Below are 19,757 nucleotides of genomic sequence, written 5' to 3' on the forward strand. Positions count from 1 at the left end.
GACAGCCGCTGTTTGCTGCCTTTTCGCCCGGCGCGCGATGCGATCGCTCGACGGTTGACCGACCGGGAATGGCCTGGCGGGCGTCATGCCCGCTGGGCCGTTCTTTTTTTCGCCGACGCTCTTGTCGCTTCGAGTTCTACAGACGGGATGCACGCGCAACAAACGCCACCGCCCCTTCCGATCAACGCCCGTTCGAACGCCGGTGCGCAACCCAGTCGCCGGAACGAATCTCCGGCAATCCTTTGACAGCCTCGCGCTGCACCGGATAGTAGCGGCACATGATGGGCGCGCCTTCGACCTCGACGGTCACTTCACGCGGAACAAACAGCCCTTCGACACCCGGATAGACCTGCTCGATCTCATCGAGCACGGCAACCAGTCCGTCGTCGATCTCGTAGACATCCCCTTGCACGTGAATGCCCGCGTCATCGGGAACGAAACCCGGATACGCGCCGAAGTCGAAGAGACGCCCACGCACGGTGGCCGAACCGACCAGCGTGGGCGCCGCGATGTCGTTGCGCGCTGCCACGGCGCCGATGTCGTTGATTTCGCCGGCACGCAAGGTGCCATACACAAAGACGTTTTGCATCCGTTCACTATCCTCGATCAAACCAGCATGAGTGCCGCCGTCACGGTCAGGCGAGCGACGCGCTCGCGACCAGCACACCGTCGATATCCGCATAGATCCATTCGCCCGGACGCACCACTGAACCGGGCAGGCGCACGGGCACATCGCGCTCGCCGCCGCCGCGCTTCTGGCTGCGCTGCGGATTCGTCGCAAGCGCAACGATGCCGATATTGCACTCGTTGAGTTCGAGCGCATCGCGCACGCAGCCGAACACGACAATGCCCGCCCAGCCGTTCTTCTCGCCGAGCTTGCCCAGGTTGCCGCCGACGAGCGCGCAGCGCAGGCTGCCTCCCCCGTCGATGACCAGCACACGCCCGGCTCCCTTTTCTTCGAGCGTCGCACGCACCAGCGTGTTGTCTTCGAATACCTTCAGTGTGACGGCCTCGCCGCCAAAACGCGCCGCGCGGCCGAATCGGCTGAATACGGGATCGAGCACACGCGACGTGCCCGCGGCCAGCTGGTCTTCATGTGCATCACATAGATCTGCGGTTGCGAAGTTCATAAGCGTCCCCTGTCAAAACGAATCCGGTGCATTATGCCGCGCCGTTTTCATGATGTCCCCTCGGCCGTTCGGCTAATGCCGGGACGATGCACAGGACCCTACAATGACATGCATCGCGTGGCCCGGCCCGCGCCGCAGTCCAGCCCCGCCGTCCAACCCCGCAGTCGAGCCCCGCAGTTGAGCCCATTACGTCATGACTGAAGCCGCCCATTCAACCCCGCCCGCCGCCGCGAAAGCGCCGACTGAGCTATCGACACGCGTCGATTTCGCCGACATTCCGCCCGAATTCGCGCCGACGCCGACGCATCCCATCCGCGTGCGCTCGCGGCCGATGCCCGCAGGCGTGCGCATCGCGCGACACACGCACGCGTGGGCGCAGGTCGCGTATGCGTCGCGCGGCGTGCTTCGTGTCGGCACGTTCGGCACCACGTGGATGGTGCCGCCGTCGCGCGCGATCTGGGTGCCGCCTTATGTGCTGCACGAAGTAGTGATCGTCGAAGATGCGTTTCTGCGCACGCTCTACGTGAACGAGGCGGCCGTGCCGGCGGGACTGGATACGTGCCGGGTCGTCGAGGTGTCGGGGCTCCTGCGCGAAGTGATTGCCGCACTCGATACGCCGGGCCTGCCGCCCGACCGCGAGCGGCTATTGGGCTCGCTGGCGCTCGACGAGATCACGCGCTCGCAGCCGCTGCCGCTGTCCGTGCCGATGCCGACGGAAAAGCGTCTGCGCGCATTGTGCGAAGCGGTGCTTGCCGACCCCGCGAATGCCGACTCGCTGGAACGATGGGCGTCGACGGTCGGCGCGAGCACGCGCACGATCGCGCGGCTCTTTCGGCAGGAACTGGGCGTGAGCTTTTCGCAATGGCGTCAGCAGGCCGTGCTCGCCCGCGCGATTCCGTTGCTCAGCCAGGGGCGCCCGCTGTCGCATGTCGCGCGCGAGTTGGGGTATCAAAGCCAGAGTGCGTTTTCCGCGATGTTCAGGCGCGCGTTCGGAGAGAGTCCGCGGGCGTTCATGCTACGCGGCGCGGAGCACCGGCGTGACGAGCCGGAGCGCGAAGAAGATGACGATGCTTCGATGTGAGCGCGCGGACGAGGGGCACGCAACGATGCGAAGGCAGAGCTTGACGGCTGGCTGAATGCGAGCGCCGATCGCGATTCGCGCTCGATCGACAGAGCGCCGCTGACGCACCTCAGACGCGCCGCGCCATATGCCGGATCGAGCCCAACTGCGCGAGACGCGGTCCCGCGAGCCGATAGCCCATTCGTTGATAGAGACGCGCGGCGGGATTGTCGACGAACACGCGCAGTTGAAGTTCGGAGAGCCCCCGCGCCCGCGCCCAGCGATGCGATGTATTCAGCAGATAGGTGCCCGCGCCGCGCCGACGGTGGCCTTCGGCAATCTGCACGTCGCGGATGTGCAGCGAGTCGCCCTCCTCGGTGATGCGCAGCACGCCGATGCGTTCGCCGTCCACTTCGAGAATGAAGTTTTCCGACTCGCGCCAACTTGCGAGAAACAGGTCGCTGCGCCACACGAGGTGATGTCGACGGTAATACCCGCCCATGTTGTTGCGCGTCAGCGCCTCGGCGAACTGGAAGTCGTCCATGCTGGCCTTGCGCAAGTAGAAGGGAGACGGATCGTCGGTCGGATCGAGCATCGCGCGGGGACGAAAGGTTCGGTCCGCACAACGTTAAGACAGGCAGGACGCGCTGGCAATGGCTGTTTGCCCGACAGCGATGCGAGCGGCGTGACAGGCATAGCACGTAAGGATCGCGCGCAAAAACAAAAAAGCCCGCTGACGATTCAGCGGGCTTCACGTTTCTGGCGGAGCGGACGGGACTCGAACCCGCGACCCCCGGCGTGACAGGCCGGTATTCTAACCGACTGAACTACCGCTCCAGTCTTGATACCAACTTGCGAGCGTCGGTTAGCTCTCGCAAGCGCATCGCCTGAATCTCATCAAGCAACGCCAGTGTCTGGCGTCCCCTAGGGGATTCGAACCCCTGTACTCACCGTGAAAGGGTGATGTCCTAGGCCTCTAGACGAAGGGGACAACGTACTTCACACACTACTGCTTACACCTTTAACGAAAAAGCCCGCTCACCGAACGGGCTTAATCTGGCGGAGTGGACGGGACTCGAACCCGCGACCCCCGGCGTGACAGGCCGGTATTCTAACCGACTGAACTACCACTCCAGTCTTGCTACCTGACTTGCGAGCGTCGGTTACTTCTCGCAAGCGCATCGCCTGAATCTCATCAAGCAACGCCAGTATCTGGCGTCCCCTAGGGGATTCGAACCCCTGTACTCACCGTGAAAGGGTGATGTCCTAGGCCTCTAGACGAAGGGGACATAATCTTTTCAGATCTGTCTCGATCTTGCTGCCAACTTCATTCATCAGCAGCGAAGACCGCCATTCTAACTGCTCTACTACTGCTTGTGAAGTCTTTTTTGCTACAACTTCCGGGCTAACCGGGACGACTTCACTTTGTTCTGATGGTGGAGGTAAGCGGGATCGAACCGCTGACCTCTTGCATGCCATGCAAGCGCTCTCCCAGCTGAGCTATACCCCCTTGCAGAACAGAAGCGAGATTGTAGAGAGCAATTTTCGCTTTGTAAATACCTCTTGAGTCGATTCACGCAATTTTTTTGCGACGCCGCGTCGTATATACGGCGCGGCTTCTCGACCCATCCAGCTTATGACTGAACGAGGCTCACGCAAGCGCCTTTTCGATGCGGCTCACGACGACATCGCGACCGAACAGCATCAGCACGCTATCGATCGACGGCGTATGCGTCGTGCCCGCCACGAGCAGGCGCACCGGCATCGCGATCTGCGGCATCTTCAACTTGTGCGCGCCGAGCGTCGCCTTTAATGCGGCGGCGATGCCCTCCTTCGTCCAGTCGCAGGTCTTCAACGCAGCGCCCAGATCGGCAAGCGCGGGGCGCACCGCGTCCGTCAGATGCTGCGCGAGCGCTTCGGCATCCGGTTGGGGCTCGCGATAGAACATCGCGGCGTTGTCCACGATCTCCTTCACCGTCGACGCGCGATCCTTCATCAGCGCAATCACGGCCGCGAGATCGGCGCCCTTCGCGAGCGGCGCGTCGTCGATCCCGAGCGCCGCGAAAAACGGCTTGCTCAGCTCAGCAAGGCGCACGTTGTCCGCTTCCTTGATGTAGTGGTTGTTCAGCCAGTTGAGCTTGTTGTGGTCGTACTGCGCGGGCGACTTGCCCAGATGCTCGAGATCGAACCATTCGACGAACTGCTCGCGCGAGAAGATTTCAGCATCGCCGTGCGACCAGCCAAGCCGCGCGAGATAGTTCAGCACGGCCTCGGGCAGATAGCCCGCGTCGCGATAGCCCATCACGCTCATCGCGCCATGACGCTTGCTCATCTTTTCGCCCTGCTCGTTCAGCACCGTTGGCAGGTGCGCATAGACGGGCGGCTCGGCGCCGAGCGCGCGCAGGATGTTGATCTGGCGCGGCGTGTTGTTGACGTGATCGTCGCCGCGAATCACGTGCGTGATCTTCATGTCGAGATCGTCGACGACCACGCAGAAGTTGTAGGTCGGCGTGCCGTCCGGACGCGCGATCACGAGATCGTCGAGCTCTTCGTTCGAGATTTCGACGCGGCCCTTCACCGCGTCGTCCCACGCGACGACGCCCGTCAGCGGGTTGCGAAAGCGCAGCACGGGCTCGACGCCCGCGGGCGGGGTCGGCAGCACCTTGCCCGGCTCGGGACGCCACGTGCCGTCATAGCGCGGCTTTTCGCCCGCGGCGCGCTGACGCTCGCGCAGCGCGTCGAGTTCTTCCGTCGACATGTAGCACGGATACGCGAGCCCCTGTTCCTGCATCTGCGCGAGCACTTCGCGGTAACGGTCCATGCGCTGCATCTGGTAGAACGGACCTTCGTCGTAGTCGAGGCCGAGCCATTGCATGCCTTCGAGGATTGCGTCGACGGACTGCTCGGTCGAGCGCTCGACGTCGGTGTCCTCGATACGCAGCACGAACACGCCCTTCATCTTGCGCGCGAACGCCCACGGATACAGCGCAGAGCGGATGTTGCCCAGGTGAATGAAGCCGGTTGGGCTCGGTGCGAAGCGGGTACGAACGGGAGTGGTCATGTGTGGTAACTCGAAGACGGACGCCAGCGCCAGCGAACATCGCAACCGGGCGCGGCAACGAAAACGGTTCACGCCCACCACGGGCAACAGCAGCTGACATCACCGGCTGGCACAGTGCGGGCGCGATTGAAAAAGAAAGATCCGAAATTATAACCGCCGACGGCATCTCCACCTGGCCGCGCGCTCGCACGAAGGCTGGCGCAAAACCGTGACGCCGCATGTGTAGACGATTCCCTCGACCGACCCTCGACGGATTGTCGCCGCACGATCGCTTTGCATTATGATGTGCGCGCGCCGCTATCCGCATCGACGCAGCGCGCTACGATCGCCATCGGCGATCATCTTGCAAGACACGCGGCGCGATGCATTCACATGGACGTCGGCGCCGTCGCTGGAGAATTCGTTGAAACCGTCATCGCCACGTCTGTCCCGCCGCACTTTCTCGATTGCCGCGGCCTCCGCCGTCCTGTCTGCTTGCGCGTCGACGGGCAGCAAGCCCGAAAACGTCACGCCGACGCCGAGCACGGCATCGAACAATCCCCCGCCGCCCGTCATCAGGCCGCAGCGCCCGTTGCGCGTCGGGCTCGCGCTCGGCGGCGGCGCCGCGCGCGGTTTCGCGCACATCGGCGTGATCAAGGCGCTGGAGGCGCGCAACATCAAAATCGATCTGGTGTGCGGGACGAGCGCCGGGTCGGTGGTCGGCGCGCTGTACGCATCGGGCCTGAACGGCTTCGCGCTCAACAAGCTGGCACTGACGATGGACGAAGCGTCGATCAGCGATTGGGCGATGCCTTTCCGCACCCGCGGGTTTCTGCAAGGCGTCGCGCTGCAAAACTATCTGAACCGGACGCTCGACAACCGCCCTATCGAGAAGATGGCGAAGCCGCTCGGCGTCGTCGCAACCGATCTGAAAACGGGCCAGCCGATTCTCTTTCAGCGCGGCAACACGGGCATCGCGGTGCGTGCGTCGTCGAGCGTGCCGTCGGTGTTCGAGCCGGTGAAGATCGGCGGCCACGAATACGTCGACGGGGGCCTCGTCAGCCCCGTGCCCGCCTCGTTCGCGCGCAAGATGGGCGCGGATTTCGTGATTGCCGTCGATATCTCCGCCCGGCCCGAAACGGCCGTCACGGAAAGTTCGTTCGACATCCTGATGCAGACGTTCACGATCATGGGTCAGACGATCAAGGCATACGAGCTAGACAAATACGCCGACGTCGTGATTCGTCCGAACTTGAATGCGATGAGCGGTACCGACTTCGGACAGCGGAACGCTGCGATACTCGCGGGCGAGGAAGCCGCTGCGCGCATTGCGCCCGAATTGCTGAGCAAGCTGGCGGCGGCACGCGCGACCGCCTGATCGAGGCCGCCAGAGGCGTCTGCCGCCTGATGCGGGCGCCAGTCACCGCTCCGCCCAGCTCAAGCAAGAATTCGCAAAGCCAGAAAGTAAAAGGCCCGCTTCTCTCGAAGCGGGCCTTTTAAATGAAACTGGCTGACGGACAATCGCCTTAGTTACCGTTGCCGATCGTCGCGCTGACGCGCTGACGCAGCTCCTGCTGCTGCGGAACCGACGTCTCGATGCGACGCGCGCCCGTGAAGCGCTTTTCCCAGTAACCGCTATCCAGATCGTCGACGCGGATCGTGCTGCCCGTCGACGGCGAATGCACGAACTTGTTGTCGCCGATGTAGATGCCGACGTGCGAGAACGTGCGGCGCATCGTGTTGAAGAAGACGAGATCGCCCGGCTTCAGATCGGCGACGCGAACCTTCTCGCCGACGCGGCTCATTTCTTCCGCGCGGCGCGGCAGCGCCATGCCCAGCGTATCCTGGAACACGTAGCGGACGAACCCGCTGCAATCGAGGCCCGAATCGGGCGTATCGCCGCCCCAACGGTAGCGCACGCCGATCATGTTCAGCGCGCCGACGACGACGTCGCCCGCCTTGCCGGCGACTCCCGACAGAAACGAGCGGGCACCGCTCTCGGAATTCGAGCTAGCGCTTTGCGTGGCTTGTGTGGTGAAGGACACGGAATTCGACGCGGAACCGGTCGAATATGAGGCATTCTGGTTAAAGCTGCTTACTTCATCGGCAAAAGCGCCGGGAGCCGCGGCCATCAGTACGCCAATGAACATCCCGGCGACAACGCGCGTGCATGCCTGGGTTAGGTGTCGGTGCTGCATTGGTCTGGTGGTTGGTGTCGGTGGGTGCAGTAGTTTTTGCCTGAAAATCAACAGGCTAGGAAAAAAAGTTTGGTCGATACTAGCCATTAAGTATTCACATGTCAAAACAAATAGAAAAATACAATGACTCGTCGCACCCAATTGGTGAATGTCAGCTCGTAAACGCCGCTTTCAAGAGCTTTCGCGTGTAAGGATGCGTGGGTTCGGCAAAGATCCGCTCCACATCGCCCGATTCGACGACCGCCCCGTTTTGCATCACGGCGACCCGATGTGCCATCGCCCCGATGACGGCCAGATCGTGACTGATGAACACGAAACCCAGGTTGTACTTGCGTTGCAGACCGGCGAGCAGTTTCAACACCTGTTGCTGGATTGAGACGTCGAGCGCGCTGGTCGGCTCGTCGAGAATCAGGATGCGCGGCTCGAGCACGAGCGCGCGCGCAATCGCAATACGCTGGCGTTGTCCGCCTGAGAATTCGTGCGGATAACGATGCAGCGCCGTTCGGTCGATGCCGACTTCGCGCAGCACGGCAATCACCTTGTCGCGCCGCGCGTCGACGCCGAGCTGCGGCCGATGCAGCGCGAGCCCTTCGCCGACGATCCGCTCGATCGTCTGCCGCGGCGAAAGCGAACTAAAAGGGTCTTGAAAGACGACCTGCATGTTCGAGCGCAGCGCCGTCCGATCACGCCCCCGGTAGCTGCCGAGTGCCCGGCCCTGAAACTCGATTGCGCCGTGCGCAGTGCGTTGCAGGCCGAGCAACGCCATCGCGAGTGTAGATTTTCCCGAGCCGGATTCGCCGACGATACCGAGCGTCTCCCCCTGCCGCACCGACACCGTCGCGTCCGCGACAGCACGAAAGCGGCCCGAGCGGAACCAGCCCGCGAAACCGGGTAGCTTCGTCTTGAAGTCGACACAGACATCGCGCGCATCGAGCAGCACGGGCGAAATCGGCAGCACGGGCACCGCCGTGCGCTCCGGACGGCTTTGCAGCAGCCGTTGTGTGTACGGATGCTGCGGCGACGTGAAGAGCGTGTCGACGGGCCCGCTTTCGACGAGCACGCCCTTCTCCATCACCGCGACGCGCTGCGCGAAGTGCCGCACGAGGTTCAGATCGTGCGTGATCAGCAACACGGCCATCCCGCGTTTTTCCGCTTCGTCGCGCTGCAGCTCCAGCAGCAGCTCGACGATCTGCGCGCGGATCGTCACATCGAGTGCCGTCGTCGGTTCGTCGGCAAGCAGCAGGCGCGGACGGCACGCGAGCGCCATTGCGATCATCGCGCGCTGACGCTGTCCGCCCGACAACTGATGCGGATAGCTGTTCACGCGCTTACCCGGCTCGGCGATGCCCGTACGTTCGAGCAGCGCGACGGCGCGCTTGCGCGCCTCGTTGGCGGGCACGCCGTCGTGCAGCACGATGGTTTCCGCAATCTGCTCACCGATCGTGTACAGCGGATTGAGCGCCGTCATCGGCTCCTGGAAGATCATCGCGATGTCCGAGCCGCGCAGCCCGCGCATCTCGCGCTCGCTTTTCGCGAGCAGGTCTTCGCCATCGAAGCGGATCGTCCCACTCGTCTGCGCGTCGTTCAGCAGGCGCAGGATCGACAGTGCCGTGACGCTTTTGCCCGAGCCGGATTCGCCGACCAGCGCGACGCGCTCGCCGCGCGCGATCGCGAGCGACACATCGTTCACCGCGACCGTATCGCCGAACGTCACGCGCAGGTGTTCGAGTTCGAGCAGCGGCCCTTCGTTCTTGATCGGCATGGCGCTGACTGATTCGCTCACTGATTGCCCCCTGCCTTCATCGCGTCGGAGATGCGCGTGTCGAGTGCGTTGCGCAGCGCGTCGCCCATGAACGTCAGCAGCAGCAGCGTCACGACGAGCACGCCGAACGTCGACACGGAGATCCACCACGCGTCGAGATTCGCCTTGCCCTGCGCGAGCAGTTCCCCGAGGCTCGGCGTCGGCGGCGGCACGCCCAGGCCGAGAAAATCGAGGCTCGTCAGCGCGAGAATCGCGCCACTCATCCGAAACGGCAGAAACGTGATGACGGGCGTCAGGCTGTTCGGCAGCACGTGCCGCCAGATGATCTGCCAGTTGGACAGCCCCATCGCGCGCGCGGCGCGCACATAGTCCTGTTGGCGGTTGCGCAGGAATTCGGCGCGCACGTAGTCGGACAGCCCGATCCAGCCGAACAGCGACAACAGCACGATCAGCAGGATGAAACCCGGCTCGAAGATCGACGCGAAGATGATCAGCAGGTATAGCTCCGGCAGCGCGCTCCAGATTTCGATCAGACGCTGCCCGATGATGTCCGTCTTGCCGCCGAAATAGCCCTGCACCGCGCCCGCCAGCACGCCGAGCACAGTGCCGATGAACGTCAGCACCAGCGCGAATTCGACCGATACGCGAAATCCGTACACGAGCCGCGCGAACAGATCGCGGCCGCGGTCGTCGGTGCCGAGCAAGTTGTCGCGTGAAGGCGGCGCCGGGTTCGGCACCTTCGAGAAGTAGTTGAGCGTGTCGTAGTAATACGGATTCGGCGGATAGATCGCGAAGTTGCCCGGCAAGTCGAAGCGATGCCTGATGTACGGATCGAGATAATCGGCGGGCGTCGGAAAGTCGCCGCCGAAGGTCGTTTCCGCATAGTCCTTCACGAGCGGGAAATAGTAGTGGCCGCCATAGTGCACGACGAGCGGCTTGTCGTTCGACCAGAGCGGCGCGGCAAGACTCGCCGCGAACGCGACGACGAACACGATCAGGCTCCAGTAGCCGAGGCGCTGCTGCTTGAAGCGCAGCCACACGCGGCGCGCAGGCGTCGGCGACACGAACGCGCGCACCGGCTGCGCGCGCGACGACACTTCGGCATCGGTACGAACGCGGCTCAAATCAGCGCTCCAGTTGTTCGAATTGAATGCGTGGATCGACCCACACGTAACAGAGATCGGAGATGAGCTTCGTCGCGAGCCCGATCAGCGTGAAGAGATACAGCGTGCCGAGCACGACGGGATAATCGCGCCGCACCACCGATTCATACGACAGCAATCCGAGGCCGTCGAGCGAGAACAGCGTTTCGATCAGCAGACTGCCCGTGAAGAACGCGCCGATAAACGCCGCCGGAAAACCGACGATCAGCGGCAAGAGCGCGTTGCGGAACACGTGCTTCCACAACACGCGCCGCTCGGACAGGCCTTTCGCGCGCGCCGTCAGCACGTATTGCTTGCGGATCTCGTCGAGGAAAGCGTTCTTCGTGAGCATCGTGACGACGGCAAAACTGCCGACGACCGACGCGACGATCGGCAACGCGATGTGCCACAGGTAGTCGAAAATCTTGCCGAAGAAGCTCAACTGGTCCCAGTTGTCGGAGGTCAGATTGCGCAGCGGAAAGAGCTGCAAAAACGTGCCGCCGCCGAACAGCACGAGCAGCAGCACGCCGAGCACGAAGCCGGGAATCGCGTAGCCGATCAGCACGACGAGACTCGTCGCCATATCGAAGCGCGAGCCGTTGCGAACCGCTTTCGCGATGCCGAGCGGCACCGAGATCAGATACGTGAGGAAGAACGTCCACAGCCCGATGCTGATCGACACAGGCAGCTTCGACACGATCAGCGACCACACGCTCTGATGGCGGAAATAGCTCTGCCCGAGATCGAAGTGCGAGAAGCGCTTGAGCATCAGCCAGTAGCGCTCGAGCGGCGGCTTGTCGAAACCATAGAGCGCTTTCAGCTGCGCGACCTGTTGCGCGTCGACGCCGCTATGCGCGCGCAGGCCGAACGGCGCGCCGCCTTCGGCCGTATTGCGGCGCAGTTCGTGCACCGCCTGTTCGACGGGGCCGCCCGGCACGAACTGGATCACGCCGAAGGTCAGCGTCAGCACGCCGATCAACGTCGGGATCATCAGCAGCAGACGTTTGAGGATATAGCTCCACATGGCGGCGGTCCGTTAGGCGTCGATCGGAAGAACGGCGCGTTGATCAAGAAGGCGTGATGTGAACGTGCGAGGCGCGATCACTGCGGCTGCGCGAACCACCACATCGAAGTGATCCAGGCGTCCGCCGTATAGTACAGCGGCAATGTCTTCGGCCACGCAAGCCCGCGCTTGAACGCCACGCGATGCGTCGCGCTGTACCAGTGCGGGACGATGTAGTAGCCGTTGATCAGCACGCGATCGAGCGCGTGCACGGCGTCGACCAGTTGCTCGCGCGTTTGCGCGGCGACGAGCGCGCGCAGGATCGCATCGACGGCCGGCGACTTCAGCCCGATCAGATTGCCCGAGCCCGGCTCGCCGGCTGCCTTGCTGCCGAAGCGGTCGATCATGTCGGCGCCCGGCACCTGCACATCCGAGAAGCGGATCGTCGTCACATCGAAGTCGAACGCGTCGAGACGCTTCTGATACACCGCGAAGTCCGTCACACGAAAGCGCGCCTCGATGCCGAGCTTCTGCAGGTTGCGCACGTACGGCGCGATCACGGGCTCGAACGCCGCCGACGAACCCGAATCGTCGAGTATCTCGAACACGAACGGCTCGCCCTTCGCGTTGCGCAGCGCGCCGTCGCGATAGGTCCAGCCCGCTTGTGCAAGCAGCGCGCGCGCTTCGAGCAGATTCGCGCGCAACGAGCCCGGCGGGTCCGTGTCCGGCTGCTTCGGCGGCACGCCGAACACGGACGGATACAACTGCGCTCGCCACGGATCGAGCAGCTGCTGCTCGCCCGGCGACGGCAAGCCCTTCGCCTGCAAATCGGTATTGACGAAGAAACTGTCGATCCGCTTGTACTGGTTGTAGAACAGCTGCCGGTCGAGCCATTGAAAATCGAGCGCGAGGTCGAGCGCCTTGCGCACGCGCACGTCGGAGAAAATCGGCCGGCGCTGGTTGAGGATGAAGCCCTGCATCCCCGTGCCGTTGTGATGCGGGAACTCGCGCTTGATCAGCTCGCCGCTGTCGAACTTCTTGCCCACGTCGCGCCGCACCCAGTTGCGCGCGATGTTCTCGACGAGCGCGTCGTACTCGCCCGCCTTGAACGCTTCGAGACGCGCGGTCGCATCCGAGTACAGCTTGTAGTTGATGCGCTCGAAGTTGTACGTGCCGACGCGCACGGGCAGCTTTTCGCCCCAGTAGTTCGGGTCGCGCCTGTACGTGATGGTGCGGCCGTTGTCGTAGCTCTCGATCAGGTACGGACCGCTGCCGATCGGCTTCTCGAATGCCAGTTGATCGAACGGCGTGCGGCTGCCGTCCGGCTTCACTCCCCACTTGCGCGAAAACACGGGCATGCCGCCCGCGAGCAGCGGCAACTCGCGGTCGTGCTGCTTGAACTCGAAGCGCACCGTCGCCGGATCGACGATCACGACGCGCGTGATATCCGCGAAATACGCAGCGAATTGCGGCGCGGCCTGCGGGCTCTTCAACGTATCGAACGAGAACTTCACGTCCTCGGCGGTGACGGGATCGCCGTTCGAAAAGCGCGCATGCGGGTTGATCTGGAAAGTGGTCGACAGTCCGTCGGGAGCGACGTTGATATCGTCGGCAAGCAGGCCGTAGGCGGACGCGACTTCGTCCGCGCTGCCTGTCGTCAGGCTTTCGAACATCAACCCGATGCCAGGCGCCGCATTGCCGCGCAACGTGAACGGATTGAATTTGTCGAAGCTCGTCGAGCGGTCGGGATTCGCGAGCACGAGTGTGCCGCCGCGCGGCGCGTCGGGATTGACATAATCGAAGTGCTTGAAGTCGTGCGGATACTTCGGGTTGCCGTATTGCGCGATCGCGTATGCGGCTTGAGCATGCTGCATGCCCAAAGGCGACACGGCGATCAGCGAACCCGTGCACACAGCGAGCGCGGCGCGCGGCATCGTCCTGCGACGGACACGCGACACGAGACGAATCACTGCGCGCCATATCGAGCGCGGCGCTTCAACCCGTCGCGTGCCTGTCGTCATAGGTGCCTTATTGGTCGGTGGGCGGTTGCAATGTGAGAGAATTCTACCCAAAATCCTGCGCGTTCCCGCACTCTGTCATCGCGGCGCGCTGACCTCATTAGGAGAATTCATGGGCTTCCTCGCTGGTAAACGAATCTTGCTGACGGGCCTGCTGTCGAACCGTTCGATTGCATACGGTATCGCGCAGGCCTGCAAGCGCGAAGGCGCTGAACTGGCGTTCACGTATGTCGGCGACCGCTTCAAGGACCGTATCACCGAGTTCGCGAACGAATTCGACAGCAATCTCGTGTTCCCGTGCGATGTCGCCGACGATGCGCAAATCGATGCGCTGTTCGCGTCACTGAAAGAGCACTGGGATAGCCTCGACGGTCTTGTTCATTCGATCGGCTTCGCGCCGCGCGAAGCGATCGCGGGCGACTTCCTCGATGGCATGACGCGCGAAAACTTCCGCGTCGCGCACGACATCTCCGCGTACAGCTTCCCCGCTCTCGCCAAGGCCGCGCTGCCGATGCTGTCGAACGACGCGGCACTGCTCACGCTGTCGTACCTCGGCGCGGAAAGGGCGATCCCGAACTACAACACGATGGGTCTCGCGAAGGCATCGCTCGAAGCGAGCGTGCGTTATCTGGCCGTGTCGCTGGGCGCGAAGGGCATTCGCGTCAATGGCATTTCGGCTGGCCCTATCAAGACGCTCGCGGCAAGCGGCATCAAGGGCTTCGGCAAGATTCTCGATTTCGTCGAAGGCAACGCACCGCTCAAGCGCAACGTCACGATCGAACAGGTCGGCAATGCGGCGGCGTTCCTGATGTCCGATCTCGCTGGCGGCGTGACGGCCGAGATCATGCACGTCGACAGCGGCTTTAGCGCCGTGGTCGGCGGGATGGCTGCTGTCGGCGAGTGATGATGTTCTGATGCGTGCGCGCTAGCGACGCGCGCACTTATCTCCTCGTTGCCCGTGCAACGGGATAAAAAAACCGCCCCATTGGGGCGGTTTTTTGTTGGTGCGAACAGCTCGGCACCGGAATCAATGCCAGCCGTTGTGACGGCCGTTATCCCAGTGGCCGTGATCATGGCCATAGCCACCGCCATGATGCCGATACCATTCGTCACGACCCCAGTAACGGCGGCCATCCCAGTAACGGTCACCGTGCCAGCCGATCACGACGACAGGCGCAGCCACGACGGGCGCCGGCTGATAGACGACAGGCGGCGGCGGGGGCGGAGGCGGCGCATAAACGGGCGCCGGCGCGACGTAGACGGGAGCAGGAATACCGATGTTGACACCGACGTTCAGTCCCCCAGCCATCGCCGCACTCGACGCGCCAATCGCCAGTACGCCAGCGATCAACGGGATAACACGCATGGACTTCATGGTTTCACCTTTTTGCGGAGTTGTTTGTGTTTATCGACTGCTTTATTCGAATATAACAAAGCAACGCTGAATGCGTATTTCAACTTTGTAATAACTGATGCATAACATCGCATTGCGAACCGCGTCGTAATCTGCCGTTACACGCGACAGGTTTTGGTCATATACGCGCCCGTTTCACTGTCGCGTGCGCACAAATTTCGCCGCCTCGGCGTTCGATTTGCAAAGCGCATCGGCCGTTCGTTTGGTTATCCCAGGTAAAGCGCGATTCGATAGATTCGGCGCATGCTGCCGGCACATCCAGCGCTCGATGAAAAGACATTGCAACCGCACCGATGTTTACCGGACGTATCGATGCAAAGTTGAGCCGCGCTGATACGCCGCCGCTTGAATAGGCGCGCAGCCGCGTCAACGGCAGGTGCAAACCGCAGCATCGAATATCCACGGAAAAACGCGCGCAAAAACAAAAAACCCCGCAGAGCCGCGGCTCTACGGGGTTCCACCGCCATTTCTGGCGGAGACGGAGGGATTCGAACCCTCGATCCAGGTTTTGGCCCAGATGCTCCCTTAGCAGGGGAGTGCCTTCGACCTCTCGGCCACGTCTCCCAAATCTTCGCTCGCGCCAGGGAGGCAGCGCGACGAAGCCAAGATAATAGCGGGTTCGCGGGCCGAGGTCAATTTTTACTTCACACTTTTTGTGCCAGGAAGCGTCGATTCGATGCCACTTCTTCGACCTTCGCACACTGCGCCGCTTTATCTTCAACAACCCTCACGCCAATGCCCATTGCCGAAGCACTCGGACCACACGGGCATCGGCCAGCGCATCACGCCTGATCGAGTTCGAACGCCTTATGCAGCGCGCGCACGGCGAGCTCCATGTACTTCTCGTCGATCAGCACCGAGATCTTGATCTCCGACGTGGAGATCATCTGGATGTTGATGCCCTCTTCAGACAGCGTGCGGAACATCTTGCTCGCAATGCCGACGTGCGAACGCATGCCGACGCCGACCACCGATACCTTCGACACCTTCGGATCGCCGAGCACTTTTTCCGCGCTCACGTGGTCCTTCACCTGGTTCGTGAGGATGTCCATCGCGCGCTGATAGTCGCCGCGACCGACCGTGAACGTGAACGCCGTCTTGCCGTCGACGCTCTGGTTCTGAATGATCATGTCGACATCGATATTCGCGTCGGCGACGGGGCCGAGAATCTGATATGCGATGCCCGGCTTGTCGGGCACACCCATCACGGCGATACGGGCTTCGTCACGCTGAAACGCGATTCCCGAGATGACTGCTTTTTCCATGGTTTCGTCTTCTTCAAAAGTAATCAGAGTGCCCGACTTCATTTCTTCGTCGAGCGACATCAGCGGATCCGTCAGGCTGGACAGCACGCGCGTCTTGACCTGATATTTGCCGGCGAATTCGACCGAGCGGATCTGCAGGACCTTCGAACCGAGGCTGGCCATTTCCAGCATCTCTTCGAATGTCACGCGATCGAGGCGCCGCGCTTCTTCGACCACGCGCGGGTCCGTCGTATAGACGCCGTCGACGTCCGTGTAGATCAGGCATTCATCCGCTTTCAGCGCCGCGGCTACCGCGACCGCCGACGTGTCCGAGCCGCCGCGGCCGAGCGTCGTGATGTGGCCTTCCGGGTCGATGCCCTGGAAGCCGGTGATGACGACGACCTTGCCTTCGTCGAGATCGCGCAGCACGCGCTCGCCGTCAATGTCGTTGATGCGCGCTTTCGTGAACGCGCTATCCGTTTTGACGGGCACTTGCCAGCCGGTGTAGCTGACGGCATCGACGCCTGCGTCATGCAGCGCGATGGACAGCAAGCCGACGCTGACCTGTTCGCCCGTCGACGCGATCATGTCGAGTTCGCGCGGGCTCGGCTGCGGCGAAATCTCTTTCGCGAGGCCCAGCAGACGGTTCGTTTCGCCGGACATCGCCGAGGGCACGACGACCATCTTGTGGCCTGCCTTGTGCCATTTCGCGACGCGCTTCGCGACGTTCTTGATGCGCTCGACCGAGCCCATCGATGTGCCGCCGTATTTATGTACGATGAGTGCCATTGTCGTTCTGAACTGAAAGAGAAACTGGAGCTACGCGAACCGGCGCGCACCGCGCGCTGGAGACGGCCGCACAATAAGCACATGGCACAACGTTCGGGAACGACGGCGGAGTGTGGCGGCACAGATGCAGCGTGCGTGCAGGACGCGCGGGCTTGCCCTGTAACCCTGTCGATCGACAGGGCTGACGGACGCTAACGGGGTGGCTAACGGCTTGGAGCGCGCCCGGGCATTCGCATAAGAACAGCCGGGAAACACGACAAAAAGCGAGTCGGGCAAACAAGTTACACTACCCGATTGGGGCTAAAAAGACAAGCCGGAATCCCGGCAAAAGCCTTTGCAAATGCTTGTCGGAGAAGGATTTGCAGCCAATCTTGCATGCGCGTGGCCATGACCGTGACCGCCCCGTCGTCGGTCGCGCGTGAGCGCCGTATGCGTAATCTGGAACCGCGGCCTTGGGCTGGCGCGCTACGCGAGCGTCAGATCCTCGCGCCACTCGATCCGGACGAAGCGCGCGTTCGGCACGTTCGCCTGCTGCCCGGCTTCGTCGAGCACCGCGCGATTCACGCCGATCAGCGGCACGAACAGCAGGTCATCGCCAGCGAAAATCAGCGGCACATCGCGTTTCCATGACGGCACGCCGCGCTCCTGGAAGAGATTCTTCAGCGTCCGGCTCGGGCCGTTCGCCGCGCAGCGCATCCGTTCGCCGCCGCTGCGCGAGCGCGCGACGAGCGGCGCTTGCATGAGCACATCGGCGGGAATCGCATTGGGATCGTCGGCGGCTACATCGCTGAACACGAACGTGCCGCGCCATTGCGGCAGGCGCCACACGCTTTCGCCTTGCCAGCTCAGCACGCTCTCGGTGCGCTCGACGAGCGCGGCTTCGTCGGCGGAATCGGCACTGTCGCCCGCTTCCCAGTAAATACGCCCGCGGTAGCTGCGCAACGCGTGACCCGCGTGATCGACGCGCAAGCTGTGCGCGTCGCCGATTTCGCGCAACTGGCGCAGCGCATCCGTCAGGCGCGCCGTCGATGCGGCCGGAAAACCGAGCGTGCGCATCCAGTAACGCAGCGCGTTCGCGGCGCGGTCGTCGGCCAGCGCGAGGAGCGCATCGCGCGAGAGCGCGCCCTCTTCGTCGCTGCGCACCGTTTGCAAATCGATGCGCGCAAACTCGTCAAGCAGACGCTGCGCCGACGCCGCGTGCGCAGCCGCGCGCGCCAGCGCATCGCGAAAGCCCGGGAAGTGCACGGCAAGCGCGGGCAGCACATCGTGACGCAACGCGTTGCGCGCATAGCGCGTATCGGCGTTCGACTCGTCGTCGATCCAGCGCAGATTGCGCGCGTGCGCGTAACGCTCGAGCTGCGCGCGCAGCAGATGCAGCAGCGGACGCACGCGCGTCACGGACGCCCCCGAAGGCAAATGCTCCGGCGCCATCGCCGCGAGCCCCGCAAGCCCTGCTCCGCGCAACAGTTGGAGCAGCACGGTCTCCGCCTGATCGTCCGCGTGCTGCGCAAGCCACAGCACCTGCACGCGATGCTGCGCGCACAACGCATCGAGCGCGCGATAACGCGCATCGCGCGCCGCCGCTTCAATACTCACGCCCGCCGCACGCTGCACGTCGACTTGCAGCGACGCGAACTCGACGCCCCGCTCTCGCGCAAACGCCTCGCAATGCACGAGCCAATCGTCGGCGTTCGGACTCAGACCGTGATGGATATGAAAAGCGATGCAGCGCGCCGCGCCGCCGACCCGCAAGGCCGCATCGAGCAGCACTGTCGAATCGACGCCGCCGCTATACGCAATCGCGACGCGTGCGTTATCGGGCAAGGCCGCAAAAGCAACGCCGACCGCATCGATAACGAGGCGGTCGGCGGATGTGTCAGATGAGGAGGTCACGGTGTGACGGCGCGCGAAGCGCCTTCGGATGGGACGCGAGCGCGCTTAAGCGCCCGGCGTCGTTTCCTTGAACTTGCCGTAGGCCATCAGGCGTTCGAAACGGCGTTCCCGCAGATCGCTCGTGCTCATGCCCTGGAACTGGCGCAGCGAGTCGGCAAGTGCGCGGCGCAGTAGCGCGGCCATGCCCTTCGGATCGCGATGCGCGCCGCCGAGCGGCTCGTTGACGATCTTGTCGATCAGGCCCAGCGCTTTCAGACGATGCGCCGTCAGGCCCAGCGCTTCAGCCGCTTCCGGCGCCTTCGCGGCGCTCTTCCACAGAATCGACGCGCAGCCTTCCGGCGAGATCACCGAGTAAGTCGAGAACTGCAGCATCAGCACGCTGTCGGCGACGGCGACAGCCAGCGCGCCGCCCGATCCGCCTTCGCCGATGATCGTCGAGATGATCGGCGTCTTCAGTTCGGCCATCACGTACAGATTGCGGCCGATCGCTTCCGACTGGCCGCGCTCTTCCGCGCCGATGCCCGGGTACGCACCCGGCGTGTCGATGAACGTGAAAAGCGGCAGGCCGAACTTCTCGGCGAGGCGCATCAGGCGCTCGGCCTTGCGATAGCCTTCGGGGCGCGGCATGCCGAAGTTGCGCAGCGCGCGCTCCTTCGTGTCGCGGCCCTTCTGATGGCCGATCACCATGCACGGCTGGCCGTTGAAACGCGCAAGGCCGCCGACGATCGACAGGTCGTCCGCATACGAGCGGTCGCCATGCAGTTCGTGGAAATCGGTGAACAGTTCGTTGACGTAATCCAGCGTGTACGGACGCTGCGGATGACGTGCGATTTGCGAAACCTGCCACGGCGTCAGGTTCGTATACAGATCCTTCGTGAGCTGCTGGCTCTTCTTCGACAGCCGCTCGATCTCTTCCGAAATATCGACGGCCGAATCGTCCTGCACGAAGCGCAATTCTTCGATTTTCGCTTCGAGCTCGGCGATCGGCTGCTCGAAATCCAGAAAGGTGGTCTTCATTGGTTTTTAATCCTTGGACTTACCGGCAGCGCGTATTCTAACCGCGC

General features: G+C 63.1%; 16 protein-coding genes and 6 tRNA genes. 3 read left to right on the forward strand and 19 right to left on the reverse strand.

The genetic code is table 11. The annotated features are described in order from the left end of the window. Nucleotides 1–181: 181 nt before the first annotated feature. Nucleotides 182–589 (reverse strand): gamma-glutamylcyclotransferase family protein, encoded by a 408-nt coding sequence (locus GCT13_RS10150; RefSeq protein WP_152757494.1) that lies wholly within the window; start codon nt 587–589, stop codon nt 182–184. Between the two features lie 46 nt (nt 590–635). Further along, nucleotides 636–1,130 carry a ribonuclease E activity regulator RraA gene (rraA, locus tag GCT13_RS10155; protein WP_152757496.1) on the reverse strand — a complete coding sequence of 165 codons (495 nt, stop codon included), beginning with the start codon at nt 1,128–1,130 and terminating at the stop codon, nt 636–638. 193 nt (nt 1,131–1,323) lie between these two features. Between rraA and GCT13_RS10160 the strand changes: the two genes are divergently transcribed. Next, nucleotides 1,324–2,211 carry an AraC family transcriptional regulator gene (locus GCT13_RS10160; protein ID WP_152757498.1) on the forward strand — a complete coding sequence of 296 codons (888 nt, stop codon included), beginning with the start codon at nt 1,324–1,326 and terminating at the stop codon, nt 2,209–2,211. Between the two features lie 109 nt (nt 2,212–2,320). Here the strand turns inward: GCT13_RS10160 and GCT13_RS10165 are convergent, their stop codons facing one another. From GCT13_RS10165 to gltX, 7 genes are all read right to left on the reverse strand, one after another. Continuing rightward, entirely contained in the window at nt 2,321–2,785 is a 465-nt protein-coding gene (locus GCT13_RS10165) for a GNAT family N-acetyltransferase (protein ID WP_090864827.1), read from the reverse strand. A gap of 165 nt (nt 2,786–2,950) precedes the next feature. Next, nucleotides 2,951–3,027 (reverse strand) — tRNA-Asp (locus GCT13_RS10170). Nucleotides 3,028–3,105: 78 nt separating this feature from the next. Next, nucleotides 3,106–3,181 (reverse strand) — tRNA-Glu (locus tag GCT13_RS10175). Between the two features lie 66 nt (nt 3,182–3,247). Next, nucleotides 3,248–3,324: transfer RNA gene (locus tag GCT13_RS10180), tRNA-Asp, on the reverse strand. A 79-nt stretch (nt 3,325–3,403) separates the two neighbouring features. Then, nucleotides 3,404–3,479, reverse strand: a tRNA-Glu gene (locus tag GCT13_RS10185). A 145-nt stretch (nt 3,480–3,624) separates the two neighbouring features. Next, nucleotides 3,625–3,700 (reverse strand) — tRNA-Ala (locus tag GCT13_RS10190). 141 nt (nt 3,701–3,841) lie between these two features. Beyond that, entirely contained in the window at nt 3,842–5,251 is a 1,410-nt protein-coding gene (gene gltX, locus GCT13_RS10195) for a glutamate--tRNA ligase (RefSeq protein ID WP_152757500.1), read from the reverse strand. A gap of 403 nt (nt 5,252–5,654) precedes the next feature. Here gltX and GCT13_RS10200 point away from each other — a divergent pair, with 403 nt between their 5' ends. Further along, entirely contained in the window at nt 5,655–6,608 is a 954-nt protein-coding gene (locus GCT13_RS10200; protein ID WP_152757502.1) for a patatin-like phospholipase family protein, read from the forward strand. Between the two features lie 148 nt (nt 6,609–6,756). On the opposite strand, the gene GCT13_RS10205 is transcribed toward GCT13_RS10200, so the two are convergent. The 5 genes from GCT13_RS10205 to GCT13_RS10225 form a co-directional block, all read right to left on the reverse strand. Continuing rightward, the gene (locus GCT13_RS10205) at nt 6,757–7,428 is read right to left on the reverse strand and encodes a C40 family peptidase (RefSeq protein ID WP_152757504.1); all 672 of its coding nucleotides are present in this window, start codon (nt 7,426–7,428) and stop codon (nt 6,757–6,759) included. A gap of 151 nt (nt 7,429–7,579) precedes the next feature. Continuing rightward, on the reverse strand, nt 7,580–9,190 hold the full coding sequence (locus GCT13_RS10210; RefSeq protein ID WP_152757714.1) for an ABC transporter ATP-binding protein: 1,611 nt from the start codon (nt 9,188–9,190) through the stop codon (nt 7,580–7,582). 17 nt (nt 9,191–9,207) lie between these two features. After that, nucleotides 9,208–10,314, reverse strand: coding sequence for an ABC transporter permease (locus GCT13_RS10215; RefSeq protein ID WP_152757506.1), 1,107 nt, complete (start codon nt 10,312–10,314; stop codon nt 9,208–9,210). A 1-nt stretch (nt 10,315) separates the two neighbouring features. After that, a complete protein-coding gene (locus GCT13_RS10220) occupies nt 10,316–11,356 on the reverse strand; it encodes a microcin C ABC transporter permease YejB (RefSeq protein ID WP_152757508.1) in 1,041 nt (346 codons plus the stop codon). Between the two features lie 77 nt (nt 11,357–11,433). Then, the gene (locus tag GCT13_RS10225; RefSeq protein ID WP_152757510.1) at nt 11,434–13,356 is read right to left on the reverse strand and encodes an extracellular solute-binding protein; all 1,923 of its coding nucleotides are present in this window, start codon (nt 13,354–13,356) and stop codon (nt 11,434–11,436) included. 109 nt (nt 13,357–13,465) lie between these two features. On the opposite strand from GCT13_RS10225, the gene fabI reads away from it, so the two are divergent. Next, nucleotides 13,466–14,257 carry an enoyl-ACP reductase FabI gene (gene fabI, locus GCT13_RS10230; RefSeq protein WP_152757512.1) on the forward strand — a complete coding sequence of 264 codons (792 nt, stop codon included), beginning with the start codon at nt 13,466–13,468 and terminating at the stop codon, nt 14,255–14,257. A gap of 123 nt (nt 14,258–14,380) precedes the next feature. Here the strand turns inward: fabI and GCT13_RS10235 are convergent, their stop codons facing one another. From GCT13_RS10235 to GCT13_RS10255, 5 genes are all read right to left on the reverse strand, one after another. Then, nucleotides 14,381–14,728, reverse strand: coding sequence for a hypothetical protein (locus tag GCT13_RS10235; protein ID WP_152757514.1), 348 nt, complete (start codon nt 14,726–14,728; stop codon nt 14,381–14,383). A 509-nt stretch (nt 14,729–15,237) separates the two neighbouring features. Next, a tRNA-Ser gene (locus GCT13_RS10240) sits at nt 15,238–15,331 on the reverse strand. A gap of 218 nt (nt 15,332–15,549) precedes the next feature. Beyond that, the gene (locus GCT13_RS10245) at nt 15,550–16,800 is read right to left on the reverse strand and encodes an aspartate kinase (RefSeq protein ID WP_152757516.1); all 1,251 of its coding nucleotides are present in this window, start codon (nt 16,798–16,800) and stop codon (nt 15,550–15,552) included. Nucleotides 16,801–17,265: 465 nt separating this feature from the next. After that, nucleotides 17,266–18,693 (reverse strand): tRNA lysidine(34) synthetase TilS, encoded by a 1,428-nt coding sequence (gene tilS, locus GCT13_RS10250; protein WP_321574274.1) that lies wholly within the window; start codon nt 18,691–18,693, stop codon nt 17,266–17,268. Nucleotides 18,694–18,738: 45 nt separating this feature from the next. Beyond that, entirely contained in the window at nt 18,739–19,710 is a 972-nt protein-coding gene (locus tag GCT13_RS10255) for an acetyl-CoA carboxylase carboxyltransferase subunit alpha (protein ID WP_152757518.1), read from the reverse strand. Between the last annotated feature and the right edge of the window lie 47 nt (nt 19,711–19,757).

It is taken from the genome of Paraburkholderia franconis (assembly GCF_009362735.1).
Lineage (GTDB): Bacteria > Pseudomonadota > Gammaproteobacteria > Burkholderiales > Burkholderiaceae > Paraburkholderia > Paraburkholderia franconis.